Here is an 18517-nt window from a genome sequence, read left to right as displayed (position 1 = left end):
CGCATGGAAGTCACATTGATTGCATTCCTGTTTTTTCTAGTTGCAGTGCCTCTTGCATATCCTCTTCAGTATACGAATGATGTTTGGCAGCCAATATTCCTAAAGTTTGATGAGCCGGGTGTCACGATAACAGAATATGCCTTGGCGCATGAGAGCGGCATGGTTTATGATGTGGATATAAAGAAGAAGACCACGGTCAATCCCTATATCACTCTCCTGGAAGTTGCTCCGAGGTCAAGTTATGCGGTCGGTTATTACATATTTGAGGCGCAGGCGAAGGACCAGAGCCAGAATTTCATGGAGGATGATGTGTTCTTTGATTTTATCGTCGACCTGACCCCGCCGGAACTGGTAAGCATGGTGCCGCTGGATGGGAAGACCCTGAATAAGAGCATAGTTGATTTTAAGCTCGTTTTCAATGAGGGTGTGAATCTGAGGAAGGTGGCCATGCGTGATTTGCTTACTGGGACAGAGTCTGACATAACCAACAGGTTCTCTTCTTCGGATAATATGACCTACTTGGCGAGGATTGATATCAAGGACGGGAGGAAATCACTCTCTGTCGAGGTCGCGGATTATGCTGGCAATGTCCTCACCAGGCAGTCTTCTTTCTCTGTCAATGCTTATCCCACTGTGATAACACTTGTCAGGCCGAGGTTCGGATGGGCGAACTCCACTGTGTTTGATGTGTTGTTGACCACAGATGATATCGCAGAGTGCGGCTACAACTTTGAGGTCCGAACCCATTATTTCCCATTTGATTCCACCAATGATACTGAGCATATCCTGGAGGATGTCAGTCTTCCCGAAGGCGAGCCTTTTAGTTTACATATTTTCTGCCGTGATGTCTTCGGAGACAACCGTTCGATGACATATACATTGCAGGTCGATACTTCCCCCCCGGTCATCCTTGAGCTCAAGGCCATGCCGAGCGAGATCCTGAGCTATCCCCTGAATTCAGTTCTGTCTGCCAGGGCAGATGAGCCTGTAATATGCAGATATGATCCTTCAGTTTCTGTGTATTCCTTGATGAATCACACCTTTGACAGGTTTGATGAGGATTCCCTGCTCGCCTTCTCGACGACCCCGAAGAGGAATCTCACTAATCTTGAGGACAATACCACCTATAATATTATTGTGGCATGCAAGAACACTGCAGGTCTGGTCTCGGTACCACAGACTGTCACCATAAGGACAGAGACCAGGCGTCCAAACAGGATAACCATGAACTATCCGGGACATAATGCATATATATCTGAGATGAGTGGCAAGCTTAACATCTCGACGAACAAGAATGCTAAATGCCATTATGGGCCATCTTTCACCACGCTTCGTACCAGCGGCACTTTCGGGATTGTCGGCATGGATCATGTGAGCATATCCGAATCATTTGTCGAGGGCAGGAACCAGTATGTTTTCATGTGCACTTTCACAGGTGCCGAGATTGTCGTGGTAAACAGCACCATGGTCTTTTATGTTGACACAACACCGCCCTCGGATCCGCTCGTGAATGATTCTGTTATAGGTGTGGAGAATCCCCAGGAAAGCCCTTACAAGGACAGGATTTATGGCAGCTGGGTGTCATATGATAATGAATCAGGCATTGCCGGCTATAATGTGACTGTGGTCAGGAGCGGCAATTATGGTGAGGAGTCCGCTGTCGGTAAGCCCGCGTGGTTCACTGCCACCAGCGGTTATATAGATGATCTCAATCTCACGAACAGCACCAATTACAGGATCAAGGTTATTGCAAAGAACAGGGCAGGCATTTGGAGCAGCGAGGGCTTCAGCGATGGTGTTCTTGTCAACATAAAGGATATAGGTCTCACATGTGCCAACAATAAGAAGGACGGAGATGAGACTGATGTGGATTGCGGGGGTAGCTGTCCTGGATGCGCCGACGGCGGTTCTTGTCTGGTCAATTCTGATTGCCAGTCTTTGCTTTGCGATCTGAATGTCTGTGTTTTCAATCCTTATAGGAGCTGTTCGAATCTTGTCAAGGATGGTGAAGAGACTGATGTGGATTGCGGGGGGGCGCTTTGCACCGCCTGCGCGAATGGCAGGATGTGTCTGCAGAACAGGGATTGCATGACCGGATTCTGTGATGCCAGCACTTATCTCTGCGAGGATTATATAGACCTGTGCAATAACGGCATCAAGGATCAGGATGAGACAGATATGGATTGCGGCGGCGGGCTGTGCATGCAGAAATGCGGTCTCAACCAGACTTGTGTTGTGAATTCCGATTGCCAGTCAGGCAACTGCGCAGATGGTTATTGCGGCGAGCCTGTGGAGAACAAGGACCGGGATGACGATGGTATCCTGAATTCAGAGGATAACTGCCCTGATGATTATAATCCTGACCAGTCGGATCTGGATGGCGACGGGATCGGCGACGAGTGTGATTCCGATAAGGACGGGGATCTGATGGATGATGCCTGGGAATCCCAGAACGGCCTGGACCCGGAGGTCAATGATGCCGGCGAGGATCCGGACAATGATGGTTTGACCAATCTTCAGGAGTATTCAGATGTCAAGAGGCAGTGGAGCAGGAGCTCTGATCCTCAGAATCCTGACACTGACGGGGATAAGTATCCTGATGGTGAGGAGATGGACGAAGGCACCGATCCGACGGATCCTGAGGATCACCCCAAGGTTTCTCTTGTGTGGCTGTGGATATTGCTTCTTTTGGCTCTTGGTGTGGGCGGCTACATATTGTATGACCGGTATCTGAAGGACATGATAAGCCCGAAGAAAGGTCTGCCCATGCAGCCGTCTGTTAAGGGCCAGCCTTCTTATCCTGGCCAGCCTTCGAGACCGGGTACTGCTGCTCAGCCTTCCGGTTTTCAGGTTTTCAGGAGGAAGCCTGATGTGTCCGAGGCTGAGAAGAAGAAGATGGATGATCTGAAGAGGAGGCAGGAGATGCTGAGGCAGCGCCTGGATGAGAAGAGGTCTGCGAAGAGCAGGACAAGGTCTGCTGTATTCGACAGGTTTGCCGAGGACCAGGTTGCTGGCAAGCCCAGTGAGGGTCCGGTGTCTGAGGGGGAGGAGCTGTCTGTGAAGGATATTGAGAAGCTTGAGAAGCTGAGGACATCTGCGGAATCGAAGATGAAGGATCTCAAGGGCATCTCAAAGGATGAGGCCAAGAGGAAGAAGCTTGAGGTGGCTGAGGACATCAGGAAGCCTGAAGGCAAGATGGAGTTTTTCTCATTGTCTGACCTTAAGGAGGGTGTCGGCGGTCTTTTGAAGATAAGGAAGAAGGAAGTGTCGGCCCAGGAGATTGAGAAAGAGGAGATAACAAAGAAGCTTGTCAGCAGGGGGATATTTGATGAGCTTTCGGAGATTTCAGGTGAAGTCGTGGAGAAGAAGCCTTCTCAGATAAAGGCCGAGGATATTTTTGCCCAGATTGAGAAAATCAGGAAAGGGGATAAGAAGCTCGGGAAGTTGCCTTCCGAGAGCATATTCAGCAGGCTTTCCAGCATTGCCAAGAAGGATGAGAAGGTCTCTGCCGATTCCATAAGGGGATCCCTTGGGGATCTTGCCGATCTTCATGAGAAATATGGTGAGCATATCGCATCGAAGGGCATTGTGAGCCAGGATGCATTGGAGGATCTTGACAGGCTTTCCAAGAAGCTTGCTGCTAAGGAAGATGCGCTGGCCAAGCTTGATGAGATGACAGAAGGGAAGGGTTCAGATGATGACCTGGCATTGCTTGAGGATATTGTAGGGAAGAAGAAGGGTAGGAAAAAATGAGACGAAGGAAAAAAGGTCAGATTGAAGGCCAGATATTCATCTATCTGGTCGCTATTGTGCTTGTTTCAATGATATTGATATACGGATACAAGGCAGTCAGGGGCCTCAACAAGGATATCGGTGAGGTCTCTATAATAAAGTTCCAGACAAATCTTCAGAATGTGATGGACCGGGTGGCCATGGATTATGGGTCTATAAAAGTGTATAACGAGAATGACCCGATGAATGTCCCTGCAGGATACCGTCTTGTATGCTTTGCTGACACTTCAGACAATGCCAAGCGTCAGCTGGCTGCATCTGCGGCCTCATCTTTTCCGCTTATACAGGACAGCCTCGGCACCGGTGCATATGGTGCCAGCGAGAATGTCTTTCTGGTGGATGATGACATGAAGCAGTCTGTGCACATAGATAAGATGGGGGTGCAGGATTATTTTTTCTGCACTGCGATTGTCCAGGGTAAGATCTATCTCAGGATAGAGGGTTTCGGAGATGGTGCAGTCGTGTCCAGGGTGAGGTAGGCAATGAAGAGGAAAAAAGGTCTCGGGGGCGGGAAGAAGGGTGTGATTGAGCTCCAGTTCAACTGGATTTTTGTGCTTGTCGTCGGCGCTGTGATCCTTGTGTTTTTCCTTTCTATCGTCTATAAGCAGAAGGCTTCGTCTGAGATAAAGCTTGCCGGCACACTGCTCTCTGATTTTGAGGCGATACTTTCAGGTTCAAAGGTCAGCACAAGGACAAGCCATCTGCTGGAGATACCGAATGTAGATATCAGCTTCTCCTGCAGTGACTGCAACTGCCTTTACAGGATTGGTGATGTCACCAAGTCTTATGGAGACAAGGCTATTTTTGCTCCAGGTCGCATAAAGGGGAGACAGATGGTGATCTGGAGCTATGACTTCAATGTCCCTTTCCGTGTCACCAATCTGCTGTATGTGGCTTCTCCTGAGATGAAATATGTGATAGCCTATTCTGGTGGTGAGGAGTCAAGGGATTTCAGGCTGGCATCTCTCCTGAACGCGACTTTGCCTAATAATCTTGACAAGGTGGTGGTGCCTCTTGAGCAGGTCCCTTCTGTCATCAATAATAACTATTATAAATCCAGGTTCATATTTTTCAATGCGAACCCGTCTCCCCTTCACGAGTCTTTCCAGGGGTATGATGTGACTGCAGTCCGTGTTGATATACCCTCAGGCACGACACTTGATGTTTCTGGCTCAGCCAAGTTTTTCAGCTCAGTGTCCGATACTTTCGTAGAGACAGAGATTGTCCCATTTTTCGGGAAGGCGGGTTTGCTTGCCGTGTTGTTTTCAGAGGATCCCGAGTCTTATAATTGCAATATGGATCAGGTCATGGAGCGCCTTAATCATGTGGGTGATGTATACCGCCAGAGGATAGTTGAGCTCAGGTCTTTTGCCCAGTCAGGCAACCAGAATTGCCTGATATATTACAATCCATCATTGGTTGTCGGGGTCGATGGCTTCAATGAGGATGCTATGGATAGGATAAAAGGCATGTATACCGCGATGAAGAACAACAATGATCAGGCCCAGCTGTACTCATGCCCTTTGCTGTATTGAGATGATGTCGATGAAGAAGATGTATGCGAAAGCCCAGCTCAAGATGGGGGAGAACATTGCCATACTCATAATTTTCTTCATGCTGCTCATCTTCGGGATTGTCTTCTTCACCAGCATCCAGAAGACAAATATCCAGGTCGAGAAAGAGGAGAATTTTGTCAAGGAGTCTATCGAGATATCCCAGAGGACTTCTTTCATGCCGGAGTTCCAGTGCAGCTCTAACAATATAATCACAGATGCATGCTTTGATATACTGAAGCTTGAGGCATTGTCTGTATTGCTCTCGGATCCAGAGAGCAGCTTTTATTACTATGATTATTTTGGCTATAGCAATATTACTGTGCATGAGGTGTATCCGGAGAACAGGAGCTGGAACATTTATGAACGCCAGTCTTCCCGCGGTCTTGGCGGGTGGCGCACCCAGTTCCCTCTCTCGTTGTATGATCCCAAGGAGGATGCTTATTCGTTCGGTTATCTTGATATAACTGTGTTCAAGAGGTAGAGAAGAGGCATGGTATCGATGAGAAAGGCAAAGGCGGGAAGGTCAAGGAAAGGCCAGATGGAGATCCTCGGTTTGGCAGTCATTGTGATACTTGTCAGTCTCGGCATGCTTTTTGTGGTCAAGTTTGTCATCCTTGAGAAGCCTTCCACTTCTAAGGCGACATTCACCCACACCCAGATGGCCTCTAACATGCTCAATTCGCTGTTGAAGACATCCACTGGTTGCAGGGGCACGGATGTGACAGAGCTCTTGCAGGATTATGTGACCTCCCGGCAGATTGTCTGCCCTGACAGGTCTTCCCAGGAGCAGCTGGACATGATATTCAATGATGTATTCAACCAGACTCTCAACACATGGAAGAAGCAGTATCTGTTCACTGTCTCTCTGAATGATAATGTTTACTTTGTACAGCAGAATGGTGAGTGCGAAGGCATGACCCAGCGCCAGTCAGAGACATTCCCTCTTCCCACAGAGAAGGGGACAATGATAATAAGGCTTGATATCTGTTCATGAGGTGCTGTTTTATGGTAAGGAGATTATGCCGCAGGGGGGGATTTGAGGATCCGAGCGTATTGATGAAGGTCGTTTTGGTGTTTTTTTTCTTTTTCATCGCATCTGTGATCACTGCCGAGGTGATCAAGACAGTTAACGATGAAATCAAGTGGCGCGAGATCTGCAGGGCTTCTGTCGCCAAGAAGTATGCGGCAACTATGGGAGGTGTTTTGGAGCATGAGCAGAGGATTGAGTGCCCGACAAGGTATATGAAGGTCATGGATGGCGGTATTTACATCATGAAGGATGGGGAGTTCAAGAGGATTGAGAAGATGGAGGGCTCTATGGATGAGAAGAAGGAGACTCTTCAGTTTGCTCTGGCTGCTGAGATGGCCAATTGGGCCTATGCATTGGAGCTTAGCCCATTTGGCGAGTTCAAGGAGGATTTCCGTTGCATGATACTTACAGAACTGAAATTTGATGAGAATGTTCCTAAGGACATGGGTGTCCCCAAGATAGTCGATTATCAGCAGTTCCTGAATGACCATCATATCAAGTCAGGGGACGGGGAGAAGAGCTATTCAGAGATGATTTTCGGCCAGGATTTCGAGCCCACACAGACCTTTGACCTGGATCTTGCCCAGGATTATACCCTGGTCTATTATGCCTTCAAGAATTCCTGGTGGGTGAATATTGCCAAGGTTGGTGCTGCAGGTGCTGCTGCCGGCGCAGCGACTGGCTGTGTCTATGCCCTTTGGGGAGGCCACATTGGGTGCGCTGCCGGAGGCGTGATTGGTGGGGTCATCGGTGCAGTGAGTGGTGGTGCTGCAGGGCATGCGAAGCATGAGTTCCAGGGGGAGATACTCCCTGCAATTGTTTTGGTAAGATCGAATGATGAGTTCATCACACAATGTTCAAGGCTTTATTGATCGGAAGGGGAAGGAGGAAAGGTGTTTCAGCGCCTTTGAGCCTGGTAATGATGCTGATACTTATGATAATCTTTGCTGTGATATTCATCAGGCACGAGTATCAGCTGAAGAGGGACTCTGAAGGGATAATCAAGAAGGAGATCTGCAGGAATTCTGTGTTCGAGAATTCCAAGAGGCTGCGTCTGGCCGGCACTGATCTTAGCGATGCTTTCGGAAATGTCGTCGAGATAAAATGCAGCACAGACTATAAGGAGATAGGGCAGACCTCTGATGATAAGATCAAGAGTGAGATTGCAGATATGATGTACGACTGCTATGACCAGTACTGGCAGGGCACCCTGCCTATCTTTGATGTCGAGGATGAGGCTTACTGCGTCATATGCTCTGAGCTCACTTTCGGGAAGAAGACGACCCTGCATGATTTTTCAGGATTCCTGATGTCAGAGAGGATCCCTTCACTGACGAGGAACCAGACATATTTTGAGTATTTTTATGGGTCATCAGGCTCTGACAGGGGCTTTGAGCAGAAGCCTGATCCGTCCATGGCTGATTATGACATGATATCCACAGAGAATCCGCTCGCAGTTGTCTTTGTCATGGCAAAAGAGGGTTATATGGGCAAGCCTGCTTCTGCGTATATAGGCGGCGGCATTGGTTTGGCAGCAGGATTTGTGCTTACTGCAACAGGGGTGTTTGCTGAGATAGGCATCCCTCTGACCATTTCTTCTGTTGGTTTGATCTCTTTAGGGGGAGGTACTGCTGGCACAGCCATTGGTTATGTCGTGGGCTCTCCCACAAGCACTGCCTGGGATGCTGGTATCATGCTTACTCCTGTGGAGAATAAGAATTTCATCAATTGCACTTTCCTTGAGGGCAAGGCTTCAGAGGGCCTGAAGGTTTATAAGCATGATTGATATTGGGTGTTTGAAAGCAGAAACTAAATAAATCATGGTTGATGAAGGTGTTGGGATGGCATTAGGAAAAAAGGGTGCTGAGAAGATTGTCTTGATCTGGATACTGGTCATAGCAGTTGCATTGATAGTCCTGATTGTGATGGGTATTCTGCGTGGCACTATCCAGTCATTGTGGGAAGGCATCTCTAATGCCCTGAGGTTCAGATGAGATTCAAGAAAAAAGGCCAGGGTCTGAAGAAAATTATGTTTATGGTGGTTTTAATAATTGTCATTGGGGTGGTTGTTCACATAAATAATAAAGGTATAAGGGGGGCGATTGATGATCTTGTTCAGTATATCTCCAATATTTTCAAAGGTCCTTCAGAAGCAGGGTCTGACAGGTATGTGAATATTGTTGGTGCTTATGATGCTGCTGACCAGTCCAGCCAGCTTGATGTCGTCGCTTATACTGAGAGCCTCCCTGTCGGAGGCCCCAATCTTGATGGTGAGATTGTCGCTATTGAGCTTGATAAGCTGGTTGACTGTCCAAAAGTGGAGTCGATGATAAAGGTCTTCAAGGGTGAGGTGAGAGACACTTCTTTCCCTGCAGCATGCTCTCCTTCTTGCAGCAATGGGAAGGAAGGTGATGTCTCAAGGATAATTGTCAGTGGTTTTGAGGAATCTTCTTGGTACAAAGGTGATGCAGAATACACCATAAGGTTTGAGATGGATCCGGCAAATCCTCCGGTTATATCATGTTCTGGCAATCTTGCTCTTAATCCGGGCAGGTCAGTGATCGGTTTTGAGAAATGAGATTCGGATGATGGAAACCTTTTATTCAGGCTTCTCAGCCTCTATAACCCAAGAATTCTCGAGTTGAAATCACCAAAACATTTAAATACCAGTATAGCCCTAAACAGCATCAGGATATTTATTGGTATAACAGTCTGAGACTGTTGGTTTTGGATTGTTTGGTTCAGGATTATTCATTAAAAAATTGAGGTGAATCGCATGCTGAAGAAAGGTCAGGGAATTTCTCTTAATGTTATTGTCATTGCAGCCATTGCTCTTCTTGTGCTTGTCATATTGTCCATCATATTTCTTGGTAGGATGGGGCAGACAGGCCAGCAGCTGAATGATTGTGAGAATAAGGGCGGCAAGTGCGCTTATCCGGGTGAGTCTTGCGGCGATCCTGGATCATCTGTGCAGAATTTCCCGACAGCATATCCTCTTTGGAAGTGCATGGGTGCAGACGGCAAGGTCGATCCGACTATCAAGTGCTGTGTGCAGCCTGAATGATTTTTCTTTTGATTTGTGATGTCCATGGGATCAAAAGGCGTTGAGATGACGATGCAGACGATTATCATAGCTGCGATTCTGCTCATTGTGCTGATTGTCCTTATAATAATATTCACCAACAGCACTGGTATTTTCCGTGAGGAGATCTCAAGCTGTTCTGCCAAGAATGGGCAGTGCAGGTCTGGTTGTTTTGCAGGCGAGATATCCATCTATGCAGGCGACTGCCCTGACAAGCAGAGATGCTGCATCAACATTACAAATCCCACAGGCGCTGACAAGGGCGGTCAGTCATGATCATGAAAGATTTGGAGGAATAAAATGGAGAGGAAAGGTGCTGAACTTTCGATGAATGTCATCATAATTGCGGCGATTGCACTGGTTGTTCTCATTGTGCTGGTCATCATCTTCAGCGGACGGCTCGGTCAGTTTGGTGAAGGGACAGATGAGACAACTGGACAGGCAAAGGCCAAGGTCTGCATGGCGAACAAGGGCAGGTGTGTGAATAGGGCAGACATGAACACCATACCTGGTGGATGTAATATCCAGCCTCCGCAGGATCTTGGTATCACTTCGCCCGAGACATATGACTGGATTGACTGCACAAGCAACCAGGTCTGCTGCTTCAGTACAGGCTAAAATGATGGACAAGAAAGCAGACATGACTCTGGAGACCATCATCAAGTACATCCTGATAGCTGTTGTTGCAGCTGTCATCCTGTGGTTCATCTTCGCTTTCCTGCTCAAGGGCATGGGTCATGACACTGTTGGGCCTATGATTAACCAGACTTCTAAGAATGCATCCGGCGCCCTGAAGGATCTTTTCGGATGATAAAATGGACAGGAAAGGCGCCCTGACTGATACCCTTAGGACAATTATCGGTCTTGCTATCTTCCTTGCTGTGCTGGTGTTTGTGCTGATACCTCTTGGCTATGATATCTACAGGATTTTTGTTCCGGTCTCTGAGCAGGGCACTGATGAGTCCCTTCAGAAGCTTGGTGATGGCATCATCTTTCTGCTTGGTTCTGACAAGGCAGTATGTGAGATCCCGTTCTATATCCAGCCTGATTTTGCGATTGTGGGATTTCCTGCCCAAGAGGCTTTTGTCAAGGAGACAGCAGGGTGGTTTGTCGATGATAAGATATTCAAGCCAGAGGTCTGCGGATACAAGGCCTGTATCTGCATCTGTCATGGCGGTTTTGGCGATGTGGAGGGTGATGACTGCCGGGAGTGGAATCATTGTTATCCTGCAGATGATCCGCATTTTGATGGCTTGTATCTGGGAAGGTTTGAAGAGGATTATCCTGGTTTTGTCCTTTATGGGGAAGAGGGCTTTTTCGGTGGTGATGTCGGTGTCGCCAAGCTGATTATTAACAAGACTGCCCCAGATAAGGTTGTTGCCGGTTACAGGACTGATTTCACTGAAGAGATCACGAATTGTGCGGTTTTAGCCCCGGATTCTGCTGATTCTTAGCCCTGTTTGCATAAATAATTTAAATATTGCACATAATATTGCTTTTATTGGTTATGGTTGTGATGGATATGGGCACAAGGTCTGGCAGGAGAGGTGAGGTTATATGGGATGTGATATTCATAATAATCCAGTTTGTCCTTGCCCTTGCAGTTTTTTTCCCGATGTTCTATGGTGTCAATTCTTTGGTCACAGGGGATGATTTTGAGCAGAATTATATCTCAAGGGATATTGCCTTGCTCATCAACACCCTTTATGCAGCTCCCGGTTATGTGGTGTATGATTACCCCCTTAACATATCTTCTTATGGCTTCAATGTGACTGTGGATGATGAGAAGGTCTCTGTGATTGCAGGCACTGGCCAGACATTCTCTGATAGGTTGGGAGGTGTCCTGAAATGAGGCCTGTCATGTTCAGGGACGGTGAAATGCAGTGGAAAGTCCTGGTGTGGCTTATCCTTATCTTCGCATATATGTTTGTGCTTTTCTCGCTTTATTATTTCACATTCGCAGAGACAGGGATTGATTCCAGGCAGATCGTCTATCCATACATCAGGGACATGTCTGTCGGGCTGGATTTTGATGATTCAAGTGTCGGCAAGACACCTTTCATTAGGTTTGTGAGGAAGGGCTCTAAGATTGAGATCGGAGGGAAGGATGTCAGCACGAATCTTCTTGCTCTTCCCTGCGGCGATCAGATCCCGGCATCTCTTTCATCCCTGAGGGTGCTTGTGGATCCGGCTCATGGAGGCTCTGATACAGGATATTCTGTCGGCGGGGTCAATGAATCAGAGTTCGTCAGGATGGTCGCTGCATCCATTAAGGCCCAGAACCCTTCATTTGATCTGAGGTTCACGAGGTCTACTGAGAATGATCTGCCTGCTGGCGATGAGATGACCTTGAACGAGAGGCTGGCCCATGTGCAGGTCTCAAATGTCATCCTGACATTGCATGTCGGTTATTATCAGAGTGAGGAGAGCAGTATCCGGATCTATTATGTCAACAATTCAGAGGCTGATAAGTCAGAGGTCCTTGCCTGCCATATCCTGAATTCCCTTTCAGAGGAGCTTTATGTTGATGGTGTCTCTTTGGTCAGGCTCGATAAGGATTTGTTTCCTCTCGAGTATGGCCTCATAGGCAATGAGAAGATGGGTCTCTACATTGAGATAGGCAATCTTAAGACTCTGGAGGCTTTTGAGCCGGACGACATCTTCGGCGAGCCCGGCACAGTCGGCAAGGCGTTGATGGATGGTTTTAAGGGGGCATTCGGCTGATGGGGATCAGGATGCTGGCAGATAGGAAAGGGCAGGAAGTGTTTGATATGTGGCTTCAGGTCTTCAGGCTCATCTTCACGATCTTTGCTGTCATCTCTGTTATGGTCATTATTGGTTTTTTTGTGATAAAGAACATAAATACCCAGGCAGCAGAATCAGATATACTTGTGAACAGGATGCTCTATTCAAAGACTGGGATATCCCTCTATGATGGTTCTATAGATCGTGTCTATCCAGGCATTGTTGTCAAGAACTCTCTGGATGATTACAAGATCAACCGATCATTGAATCCAGGCCGCAATCAGTTGATTGCCGCAAAAGTCACGCTTTATGATGATATTGGTGCTGAGCTCAAGTCAGCTTATTTCAACAGGCTTTGGTATGACCGGTGGTCTCCCATGGCTGATTTGAGGGTTCCAGGGAAAGGGGGTATCACTGAGCACCGCGAGAAGAGATACATTCTCTACATGGATGAATCAGGCATGCATGATGGAAGGATTGTTTTTAGTGTGCTTACGCCGAATGCGCAATGAGGAGGAAGATGAGGGATTTTCGCAGAGGATCATGGAATATGGATAGGAAGGGGACCATCCCTGATATTTTTACAGATGTTTTTGTATATATGATATTTGTTCTTGTGATAGTGTTGTTTCTGTCTGTGCTGGTTCTCTCGAAAGGATGCAGCGGTCCTTCTGAGCAGAATATTGAGAGCAGGATTTCGGAAGTGCCTTATGCGAACACTTTCCTTTTGAATCTGCTGAGGAGCCCTGTGGAGGTTGATGGCGAGAGCATGGCTTTTGCAGATTTGATAATCTTGGATATGGAAGAGGGTGATTTCGATAGGTCTGAGGGTTTTGTTTCCCCGATATTGGAGAGATATGGGCTTCCGAATAAGCAATGGTACCTCTCTGTTTCCGGGGGTGAGAATGTGATTTTTTATCAGGGTGGCAGGCTGTCATCAACAGCATTGGCTGAAGGGATGTTCCCGGGTGCTTCCCAGTCTGTCTGGCTTCCTTCTGCTGATAGGGGGGACCCTGTTAATGTGAGGTTATACATGCTTTGTATATATGATTGTTAAGATGTTGGCAGGAAGGGTATCAGGAAGGGGAATTGTTACGGGAAAGAGAGGGACTGTGGTCTATCCTATCACCATACTTTTCATAATGATAATTTTTGTCGTCTACACAGGTATCAGCCTGAATCTGAAATACAAGGCCTTGACCCGTGATCGCTTCCTTGGTGAGAAGCAGATGGGCCTGCTCTCAATGTATGCTGAGGGCGAGGATATCCTGTTCTATGTGGACAGCTCAGCCTCCCTGTCTGCCGAGAAGTCTGTTTATGACTTAGGGCAGTATGGTGGCATCTATTCACAGGATTGCGGTTCAAGCTATCAGTATTCCATATGGGATGAGGGGTGCAGGCCTCAGGATCATCTTGCCCGTTCATATTCAAGAATTTTTAACAGGAACATGGATTATTACATGCTCTCATTCCCTGGCGGTGTTCTGCCTGTTGATAGTTATGATGTCCTGCTGAAGCAGTTAGGTTCATTGGGTGTTCTGGGATTCTCTTCAAGGCTCATAGGTGTAGGTCTCTGGGATTCCGCCGGCGCTGGTTCACTGGAGCATCCTCCTCTTCAGGAGCTTATTGTCACGAGCGAGTTCGGCAGGCCGAGGCAGAGGTATGACAGCCAGGGCAGGCCTTATACAGGCAGGCATGAGGGCATCGATTTCAGGGCAGCAGTCGGCACACCTGTTTTTGCTGTTGCAGACGGCCAGATTGTGGATATGGGATGTCGTGGTGCAGCCGGTGACATGATAAAGATGGTTGATGGTAATGGTGTGCTTTACTTTTATGCCCATCTCAGCAGGTATGCGCCGGGCATTGCTGTCGGGAAGAGCGTGAGGGCCAGCGACATCATAGGATATACTGGCCTGACTGCAGGATGCAGGGATGGTTGCAGACTTCCTTCTGCATGCGGTCTTCCCAAGGGCCAGCCTCATCTGCACTTCGGTGTCCATGTGAACGGCGAATGGATAAATCCGAGGCAGGTTCTTGGTCTGGATTCCTCTGCGCAGTCTTCTTCTGCATCATCCTCTTTCTCATCATTTGCCCAGTATTCGGTGAAGCCTAATTTCCGCACTGAAGTCGATTATGATCTTGGTGTGTATGAGAAGGTCTATGCAAGTCTGGGGAAGTTCAGGGAGTGCATGGATGAGGATGATGTGAAGGCCTGTGCAGAGGAGAAGATTGAGGCTTTGAATTCTTTCTCCCCAGAAGGCTTGACTTGGGAGCTTGACTGCTCTAAGAATATCAGGAAGGCCTATTTCGACATAGTCGAGAAGCATTCTCTGTGCAGGAGCTCCTTTAATGACAACTGCACCTGCGAGTTCGAGCTTGATTATCGGGATGATTTTGCAGGCGACAAGGACTGGCCTATGGTGATCATTGTCAACAGGACAGCTGATGATGGCACAGAATATTTCATTGATGGCCTCAAGGATTATTCATATGTCTCCGCCCCGAACATCAGCCTTAATTTCTTTTATGCCGGGAATTATTTCAGCACGCCAAATGCCACTCTTTCCTTTGTCTTTTCCAGGTATGGGTTGCTAAAGGGGGGTTCATTCACCATCTCTGCAGGTGATTCATCATTCGGGTCAGATAAGCTCTATCTTTTCAGGAAGGACGGCTTGCTGTATTATACAGATGCTGCAGGTTTCGCATCACTGAATCTTCCTCAGTGCGAGTATCAGAACCGCACCATAAGGGTGTGTGCTGTGCAGGATAAGTCATTCAGGGTGTTTGATGATTTTGAGAATTCTACTGCCGGACGCAATGTCACAATAAGATTCGCATTGGACATACTGGATAACTCAACTCCTTCTGCTTTTGATTTTTGGGTCTTTGATCTTCCTAAGGCATCATCATCTGTTGTTGTGCAGTGGAATAAGTCTGCTTCATCTGATGTGAAGTTCTATGGTGTGCATCATTATCCCTCCAGGATTGATGATGTCTACAGCATGTGGTTTTCTGATGTCGATCCGAACAGGCCTGATTTCATCCTCAATGATATAGACTTTGCATCCCAGACCCAGTCTGGCGGAAAGACCCTTTATCTTGTCAGGAATCCGGGAGAGGATTATATGGATATCCAGAGGGGAAAGCTGTATTATCTGCTTGACAGGAAGCAGTTCGTCTATATTCTGGACAGCCTGGAGGATTCGGATGATCCGGCTTCTTCGATGTTTGATAAGGATTATTATTTCTATGTAGGTGCAAAGGATTTCTCTGGCAATGTGCTTGACAATGGCCCTCCAAAGCCCGGAAGGAGCATTGATGATGAGCTTTCACCGTGACTTTGTTGACTCTTTCTGAGTAATCAAACCTAATTTTGTATATAAATTGATACTTGTATATATAATATTAGAAAAAAGTATATATATTTTCCGAACATTATATACACTATTCGGCTTTGTTGCTGATTTTTTTTTGTTGCAAAGAATATATACAAAATATCTGAAAAAAGAGGTGATGGATATGGAGATAATCGCTCCGGATAAGAGGATTTTGCAGAAGGATCTGTTGATTCTTGCGCATCTGCGCCAGAATGCCAGGGAGACCCTGACAAGCCTTTCTAAGAAGACGAGGATCCCGATATCAACGATATATGACCGCCTGAAGGCGAACGAGAACTGCCTGATAAAGAAGCACACCTGTCTCCTTGATTATCAGATGCTGGGCTTCAACACAAGGGCTAATGTCGTGATCAAGGTCGGCAAGAGGCAGAAGGATGCTTTCAGGGATATGGTTGTCGGCATGGACAACATCAATTCAGTCTATAAGATAAATAATGGGTATGATTTCCTCATCGATGTCATATTCAGGAACATAAAGGAGCTTGAGAGCTTCCTCGAAAGGCTCGATGACAAGTTCACCATCAAGTCCAGGCAGGTCTTCCATGTCATCGAGGATCTCAAGACAGAGTGCTTCATGTCTTATCCTGAGCTTGTCAGCTAATATCCGGAGAGGGTCTTCTGCTTCTGGTTCGCGAAGACATCCTCGAATTTTTTGTTGTAGAATGTGAGTATCGCGTCTGCTATTGGCTTCAGCTGTTTTTCGATATAGTGGTCATAGTCTATCTTGTGCCTTATGTCCTCGATAGGCTCTGGCCCGTCTGTTGTCATCACATACTGTATTATGTTGCTTGTCAGCTTTTTCTTCTTGCGGGCCGCCTTGACATGTGGTGGTGTTGTCTTGACATATTCATCAGGGCTCTTTGACAGGGCTTTGCTGTACACCAGTTGGCTGTCAAGTTTCCCTGATTTCAGGTCCTCGACGAGCTTTTGTATGTACCCATCGAATCCCCTCTTGTGGAATATCAGGTCAAGCAATTCATACTGGAACCTGCGTGCCAGGCCTGTCCAGTCTCTCCTGACAAATTCCAGTCCGACTATGTTGACCTCTTCTTTGCCGTCCTTGACGAGCAGTCCGGCATATCTTTTCTTGGCCCCCTGTTCATAGCCTCGCAGCTTCGGCATCAGGAAAACCTTGTATGTCTTCTCGAACTCAAGCTCCAGATGGCTCTTCCTGTTGTCGTAGTCCTCCTTGACATATCTCTCGAAGAACCTGTTCATCTCTTTTTCTATCTCCCTGCCTTTCTTCTCTGCATCTCCTGTGTTTTCCACTTTCACATTGACGAATACAGAATCAGTATCGCCGTATATCACATCATAGCCCTTCTCTTTAAGCCTCTTGGCTGTCAGTTTAATGATATGCTGCCCGAAATAGGTTATCGCGTTTGATATCTTGATGTTGAAGAACCTGCAGTTTGGATTGGATAGGCTTCCGTAGAATGAGTTCATCGTGATCTTGATGGCATAGCTGGCGTTTGCATCCTTCTCTTTCTTTGCCTTGTCCCTCTGCTTCCAGAGCCCCTCGATGATCATCGGCAGTATGCCTTCTGTATTCAGGAATCTTGCCCCATTCGGCGCTTTTATTGTCCCTTTTGGGTTATGTGATTGCGGGTCGATATTGAATGTCCTTATGATGCTTGGGTAAAGGCTCTTGAAGTCTAGGACTATGATGTAGTCATATACCCCGAACTTTGGCTCCATCACAAATCCACCTTTTCCTGGCTTTTCTTTCTCTGCATTGAGGATTGATGGGCACACATAGCCCCTTCTGCGTGCTTCCCTGAGATAGAGCGAGTCCAGTGCAGCGATTGAGCCGCGCACCCTGTCCAGCTGCATGCCGGTGAGCATGCTCCTCTTTACCGTTAGGCCGATGAGTCTCTGTTTTTCGAGTATGTCATAGACAAGCTTTGAGTCCTTCAGGTTGTATTCTATGAGCCTTGCAGGGTCCTCCTTGTACATCCTTGTTATCTCGTCCCCTTTGTTTGTTATGTCGATATCGACCTTGCCTTCTCCGAGGAATTCCTGTGCTGCTGTCTCGAGCTTGTAGTCTTTCAGCCTGATGAAGCTTGTCTTGAGGATCTGTATCCCGTCAAGCACCATCCTCCCGGGGAAGTCCGCTTTGCTGTCGAGGTAGAATTCGCTTTCTATCCTCAGTTTGCATTCCCAGTTTATCCTGCCAAGGGAGAAGGGTATCTTGTGCATCGAGAATTTTTCTTTCAGGACTTTCAGGTCGAAGTCTATGACATTCCATCCTGTGATTATGTCAGGGTCGCATTTCCTTATCTCTTCAGAGAATCTTTCCAGGAGTCTTTTCTCATTCTCGCAGCTCTCTGCCCCCTCTACTTCCCCCTTCTTGATTATGAGGCTTTTCTTGTAATCATCAGAGTACAATGATATGCAGTAGATGTCATTCCCTTTCGGGTCAGTCTCGATATCGAATGACAATGTCTTCAGCTCTGGCTCGTATTCTGTCCCTCTTAGCTCTGGCTCTTCAAAGACAGCATCGGCATATTCATCCTTCGGCTTTCTCGGCTTTCCGCTGATCTCGATGCATCCTTTTATCCCGTTGTCTATCATGAACCTGTAAGGGAACCTGATGTCTGCTTCATAGCTCGCTATGTTGTAGTCAGAGAATTCTTTTCTTATCCTCGGCACATTCTTCGGTATGTCGCATATTGTCTTGGCAACCTCATTCTCATCGAAATCCTTGAATCCTGTTTCTTCGAATTCGCATCTGAGATTTTCCTTGTCAGCGATCTTCTTCGCTTTCTCCAGGTCGCTTTTCTTTATGAAGAAATATGGCTTGAAGCTGTTTATTGTCAGGAATGATCTCCCGTCTTCAAGCCTGCCGAACAGGTAGACATATGCCTTGTCCCCCTCGACCTTGTATGTCGGATAGACTATGAATCCTTTCATG

21 protein-coding genes are annotated in these 18517 nt (G+C 47.2%); 20 read left to right on the top strand and 1 reads right to left on the bottom strand.

The features are described 5' to 3' along the window. Positions 1-3: 3 nt before the first annotated feature. The 20 genes from JW968_05405 to JW968_05310 all read left to right on the top strand — a co-directional run bounded on the left by JW968_05405 (position 4) and on the right by JW968_05310 (position 16204). Positions 4-3753: a hypothetical protein gene (locus tag JW968_05405; protein MBN1386380.1), complete on the top strand. Its 3750-nt coding sequence runs from the start codon at positions 4-6 to the stop codon at positions 3751-3753. Next, on the top strand, positions 3750-4271 hold the full coding sequence (locus JW968_05400) for a hypothetical protein (GenBank protein MBN1386379.1): 522 nt from the start codon (positions 3750-3752) through the stop codon (positions 4269-4271). The genes JW968_05405 and JW968_05400 overlap by 4 nt, the downstream gene beginning before the upstream one ends. A gap of 3 nt (positions 4272-4274) precedes the next feature. Then, a complete protein-coding gene (locus JW968_05395; protein ID MBN1386378.1) occupies positions 4275-5327 on the top strand; it encodes a hypothetical protein in 1053 nt (350 codons plus the stop codon). A 10-nt stretch (positions 5328-5337) separates the two neighbouring features. Then, positions 5338-5829, top strand: coding sequence for a hypothetical protein (locus tag JW968_05390; GenBank protein ID MBN1386377.1), 492 nt, complete (start codon positions 5338-5340; stop codon positions 5827-5829). 9 nt (positions 5830-5838) lie between these two features. After that, positions 5839-6342, top strand: coding sequence for a hypothetical protein (locus JW968_05385; GenBank protein MBN1386376.1), 504 nt, complete (start codon positions 5839-5841; stop codon positions 6340-6342). Positions 6343-6353: 11 nt separating this feature from the next. Next, on the top strand, positions 6354-7250 hold the full coding sequence (locus JW968_05380; GenBank protein ID MBN1386375.1) for a hypothetical protein: 897 nt from the start codon (positions 6354-6356) through the stop codon (positions 7248-7250). Continuing rightward, a complete protein-coding gene (locus JW968_05375) occupies positions 7232-8164 on the top strand; it encodes a hypothetical protein (GenBank protein ID MBN1386374.1) in 933 nt (310 codons plus the stop codon). Before JW968_05380 ends, JW968_05375 begins: the two co-directional genes overlap by 19 nt. A gap of 55 nt (positions 8165-8219) precedes the next feature. Further along, positions 8220-8372 (top strand): hypothetical protein, encoded by a 153-nt coding sequence (locus JW968_05370; GenBank protein MBN1386373.1) that lies wholly within the window; start codon positions 8220-8222, stop codon positions 8370-8372. Further along, on the top strand, positions 8369-8956 hold the full coding sequence (locus JW968_05365; GenBank protein MBN1386372.1) for a hypothetical protein: 588 nt from the start codon (positions 8369-8371) through the stop codon (positions 8954-8956). Before JW968_05370 ends, JW968_05365 begins: the two co-directional genes overlap by 4 nt. A gap of 198 nt (positions 8957-9154) precedes the next feature. Beyond that, positions 9155-9442 carry a hypothetical protein gene (locus tag JW968_05360; protein MBN1386371.1) on the top strand — a complete coding sequence of 96 codons (288 nt, stop codon included), beginning with the start codon at positions 9155-9157 and terminating at the stop codon, positions 9440-9442. A 24-nt stretch (positions 9443-9466) separates the two neighbouring features. Beyond that, complete coding sequence (locus tag JW968_05355) at positions 9467-9736, top strand: hypothetical protein (GenBank protein MBN1386370.1); 270 nt, start codon at positions 9467-9469, stop codon at positions 9734-9736. A 24-nt stretch (positions 9737-9760) separates the two neighbouring features. Further along, positions 9761-10078: a hypothetical protein gene (locus tag JW968_05350; GenBank protein MBN1386369.1), complete on the top strand. Its 318-nt coding sequence runs from the start codon at positions 9761-9763 to the stop codon at positions 10076-10078. 4 nt (positions 10079-10082) lie between these two features. Next, entirely contained in the window at positions 10083-10271 is a 189-nt protein-coding gene (locus tag JW968_05345; protein MBN1386368.1) for a hypothetical protein, read from the top strand. Between the two features lie 4 nt (positions 10272-10275). Then, complete coding sequence (locus tag JW968_05340; protein ID MBN1386367.1) at positions 10276-10914, top strand: hypothetical protein; 639 nt, start codon at positions 10276-10278, stop codon at positions 10912-10914. Positions 10915-10967: 53 nt separating this feature from the next. After that, positions 10968-11312 (top strand): hypothetical protein, encoded by a 345-nt coding sequence (locus JW968_05335; protein MBN1386366.1) that lies wholly within the window; start codon positions 10968-10970, stop codon positions 11310-11312. Then, complete coding sequence (locus JW968_05330) at positions 11309-12184, top strand: N-acetylmuramoyl-L-alanine amidase (protein MBN1386365.1); 876 nt, start codon at positions 11309-11311, stop codon at positions 12182-12184. The genes JW968_05335 and JW968_05330 overlap by 4 nt, the downstream gene beginning before the upstream one ends. After that, positions 12184-12717 carry a hypothetical protein gene (locus JW968_05325; GenBank protein ID MBN1386364.1) on the top strand — a complete coding sequence of 178 codons (534 nt, stop codon included), beginning with the start codon at positions 12184-12186 and terminating at the stop codon, positions 12715-12717. The genes JW968_05330 and JW968_05325 overlap by 1 nt, the downstream gene beginning before the upstream one ends. Before the next feature lie 38 nt (positions 12718-12755). Next, entirely contained in the window at positions 12756-13262 is a 507-nt protein-coding gene (locus tag JW968_05320; GenBank protein ID MBN1386363.1) for a hypothetical protein, read from the top strand. Then, positions 13252-15543, top strand: coding sequence for a M23 family metallopeptidase (locus JW968_05315; protein MBN1386362.1), 2292 nt, complete (start codon positions 13252-13254; stop codon positions 15541-15543). Before JW968_05320 ends, JW968_05315 begins: the two co-directional genes overlap by 11 nt. 181 nt (positions 15544-15724) lie before the next feature. Further along, the gene (locus JW968_05310; protein MBN1386361.1) at positions 15725-16204 is read left to right on the top strand and encodes an Lrp/AsnC family transcriptional regulator; all 480 of its coding nucleotides are present in this window, start codon (positions 15725-15727) and stop codon (positions 16202-16204) included. On the opposite strand, the gene JW968_05305 is transcribed toward JW968_05310, so the two are convergent. Further along, entirely contained in the window at positions 16201-18516 is a 2316-nt protein-coding gene (locus tag JW968_05305) for a DNA polymerase II (GenBank protein MBN1386360.1), read from the bottom strand. The two genes, JW968_05310 and JW968_05305, sit on opposite strands and share 4 nt — an antisense overlap. Position 18517 lies beyond the last annotated feature (1 nt).

This window comes from Candidatus Woesearchaeota archaeon, assembly GCA_016928155.1.
GTDB lineage: Archaea > Nanobdellota > Nanobdellia > Woesearchaeales > JAFGLG01 > JAFGLG01.
The sequence above is the reverse complement of the archived record's forward strand: the minus strand, read 5'-3'. Positions and strand labels throughout refer to the sequence as shown.

Coding starts and splice junctions, on each gene's coding strand:
- JW968_05400 (MBN1386379.1), top strand. CDS start 3,750: ATGAGACGAAGGAAAAAAGGTCAGATTGAAGGCCAGATATTCATCTAT.
- JW968_05380 (MBN1386375.1), top strand. CDS start 6,354: ATGGTAAGGAGATTATGCCGCAGGGGGGGATTTGAGGATCCGAGCGTA.
- JW968_05365 (MBN1386372.1), top strand. CDS start 8,369: ATGAGATTCAAGAAAAAAGGCCAGGGTCTGAAGAAAATTATGTTTATG.
- JW968_05310 (MBN1386361.1), top strand. CDS start 15,725: ATGGAGATAATCGCTCCGGATAAGAGGATTTTGCAGAAGGATCTGTTG.
- JW968_05350 (MBN1386369.1), top strand. CDS start 9,761: ATGGAGAGGAAAGGTGCTGAACTTTCGATGAATGTCATCATAATTGCG.
- JW968_05385 (MBN1386376.1), top strand. CDS start 5,839: ATGGTATCGATGAGAAAGGCAAAGGCGGGAAGGTCAAGGAAAGGCCAG.
- JW968_05355 (MBN1386370.1), top strand. CDS start 9,467: ATGGGATCAAAAGGCGTTGAGATGACGATGCAGACGATTATCATAGCT.
- JW968_05305 (MBN1386360.1), bottom strand. CDS start 18,516: ATGAAAGGATTCATAGTCTATCCGACATACAAGGTCGAGGGGGACAAG.
- JW968_05375 (MBN1386374.1), top strand. CDS start 7,232: ATGTTCAAGGCTTTATTGATCGGAAGGGGAAGGAGGAAAGGTGTTTCA.
- JW968_05360 (MBN1386371.1), top strand. CDS start 9,155: ATGCTGAAGAAAGGTCAGGGAATTTCTCTTAATGTTATTGTCATTGCA.
- JW968_05395 (MBN1386378.1), top strand. CDS start 4,275: ATGAAGAGGAAAAAAGGTCTCGGGGGCGGGAAGAAGGGTGTGATTGAG.
- JW968_05345 (MBN1386368.1), top strand. CDS start 10,083: ATGGACAAGAAAGCAGACATGACTCTGGAGACCATCATCAAGTACATC.
- JW968_05370 (MBN1386373.1), top strand. CDS start 8,220: ATGGCATTAGGAAAAAAGGGTGCTGAGAAGATTGTCTTGATCTGGATA.
- JW968_05340 (MBN1386367.1), top strand. CDS start 10,276: ATGGACAGGAAAGGCGCCCTGACTGATACCCTTAGGACAATTATCGGT.
- JW968_05335 (MBN1386366.1), top strand. CDS start 10,968: ATGGTTGTGATGGATATGGGCACAAGGTCTGGCAGGAGAGGTGAGGTT.
- JW968_05405 (MBN1386380.1), top strand. CDS start 4: ATGGAAGTCACATTGATTGCATTCCTGTTTTTTCTAGTTGCAGTGCCT.
- JW968_05315 (MBN1386362.1), top strand. CDS start 13,252: ATGATTGTTAAGATGTTGGCAGGAAGGGTATCAGGAAGGGGAATTGTT.
- JW968_05325 (MBN1386364.1), top strand. CDS start 12,184: ATGGGGATCAGGATGCTGGCAGATAGGAAAGGGCAGGAAGTGTTTGAT.
- JW968_05320 (MBN1386363.1), top strand. CDS start 12,756: ATGGATAGGAAGGGGACCATCCCTGATATTTTTACAGATGTTTTTGTA.
- JW968_05390 (MBN1386377.1), top strand. CDS start 5,338: ATGAAGAAGATGTATGCGAAAGCCCAGCTCAAGATGGGGGAGAACATT.
- JW968_05330 (MBN1386365.1), top strand. CDS start 11,309: ATGAGGCCTGTCATGTTCAGGGACGGTGAAATGCAGTGGAAAGTCCTG.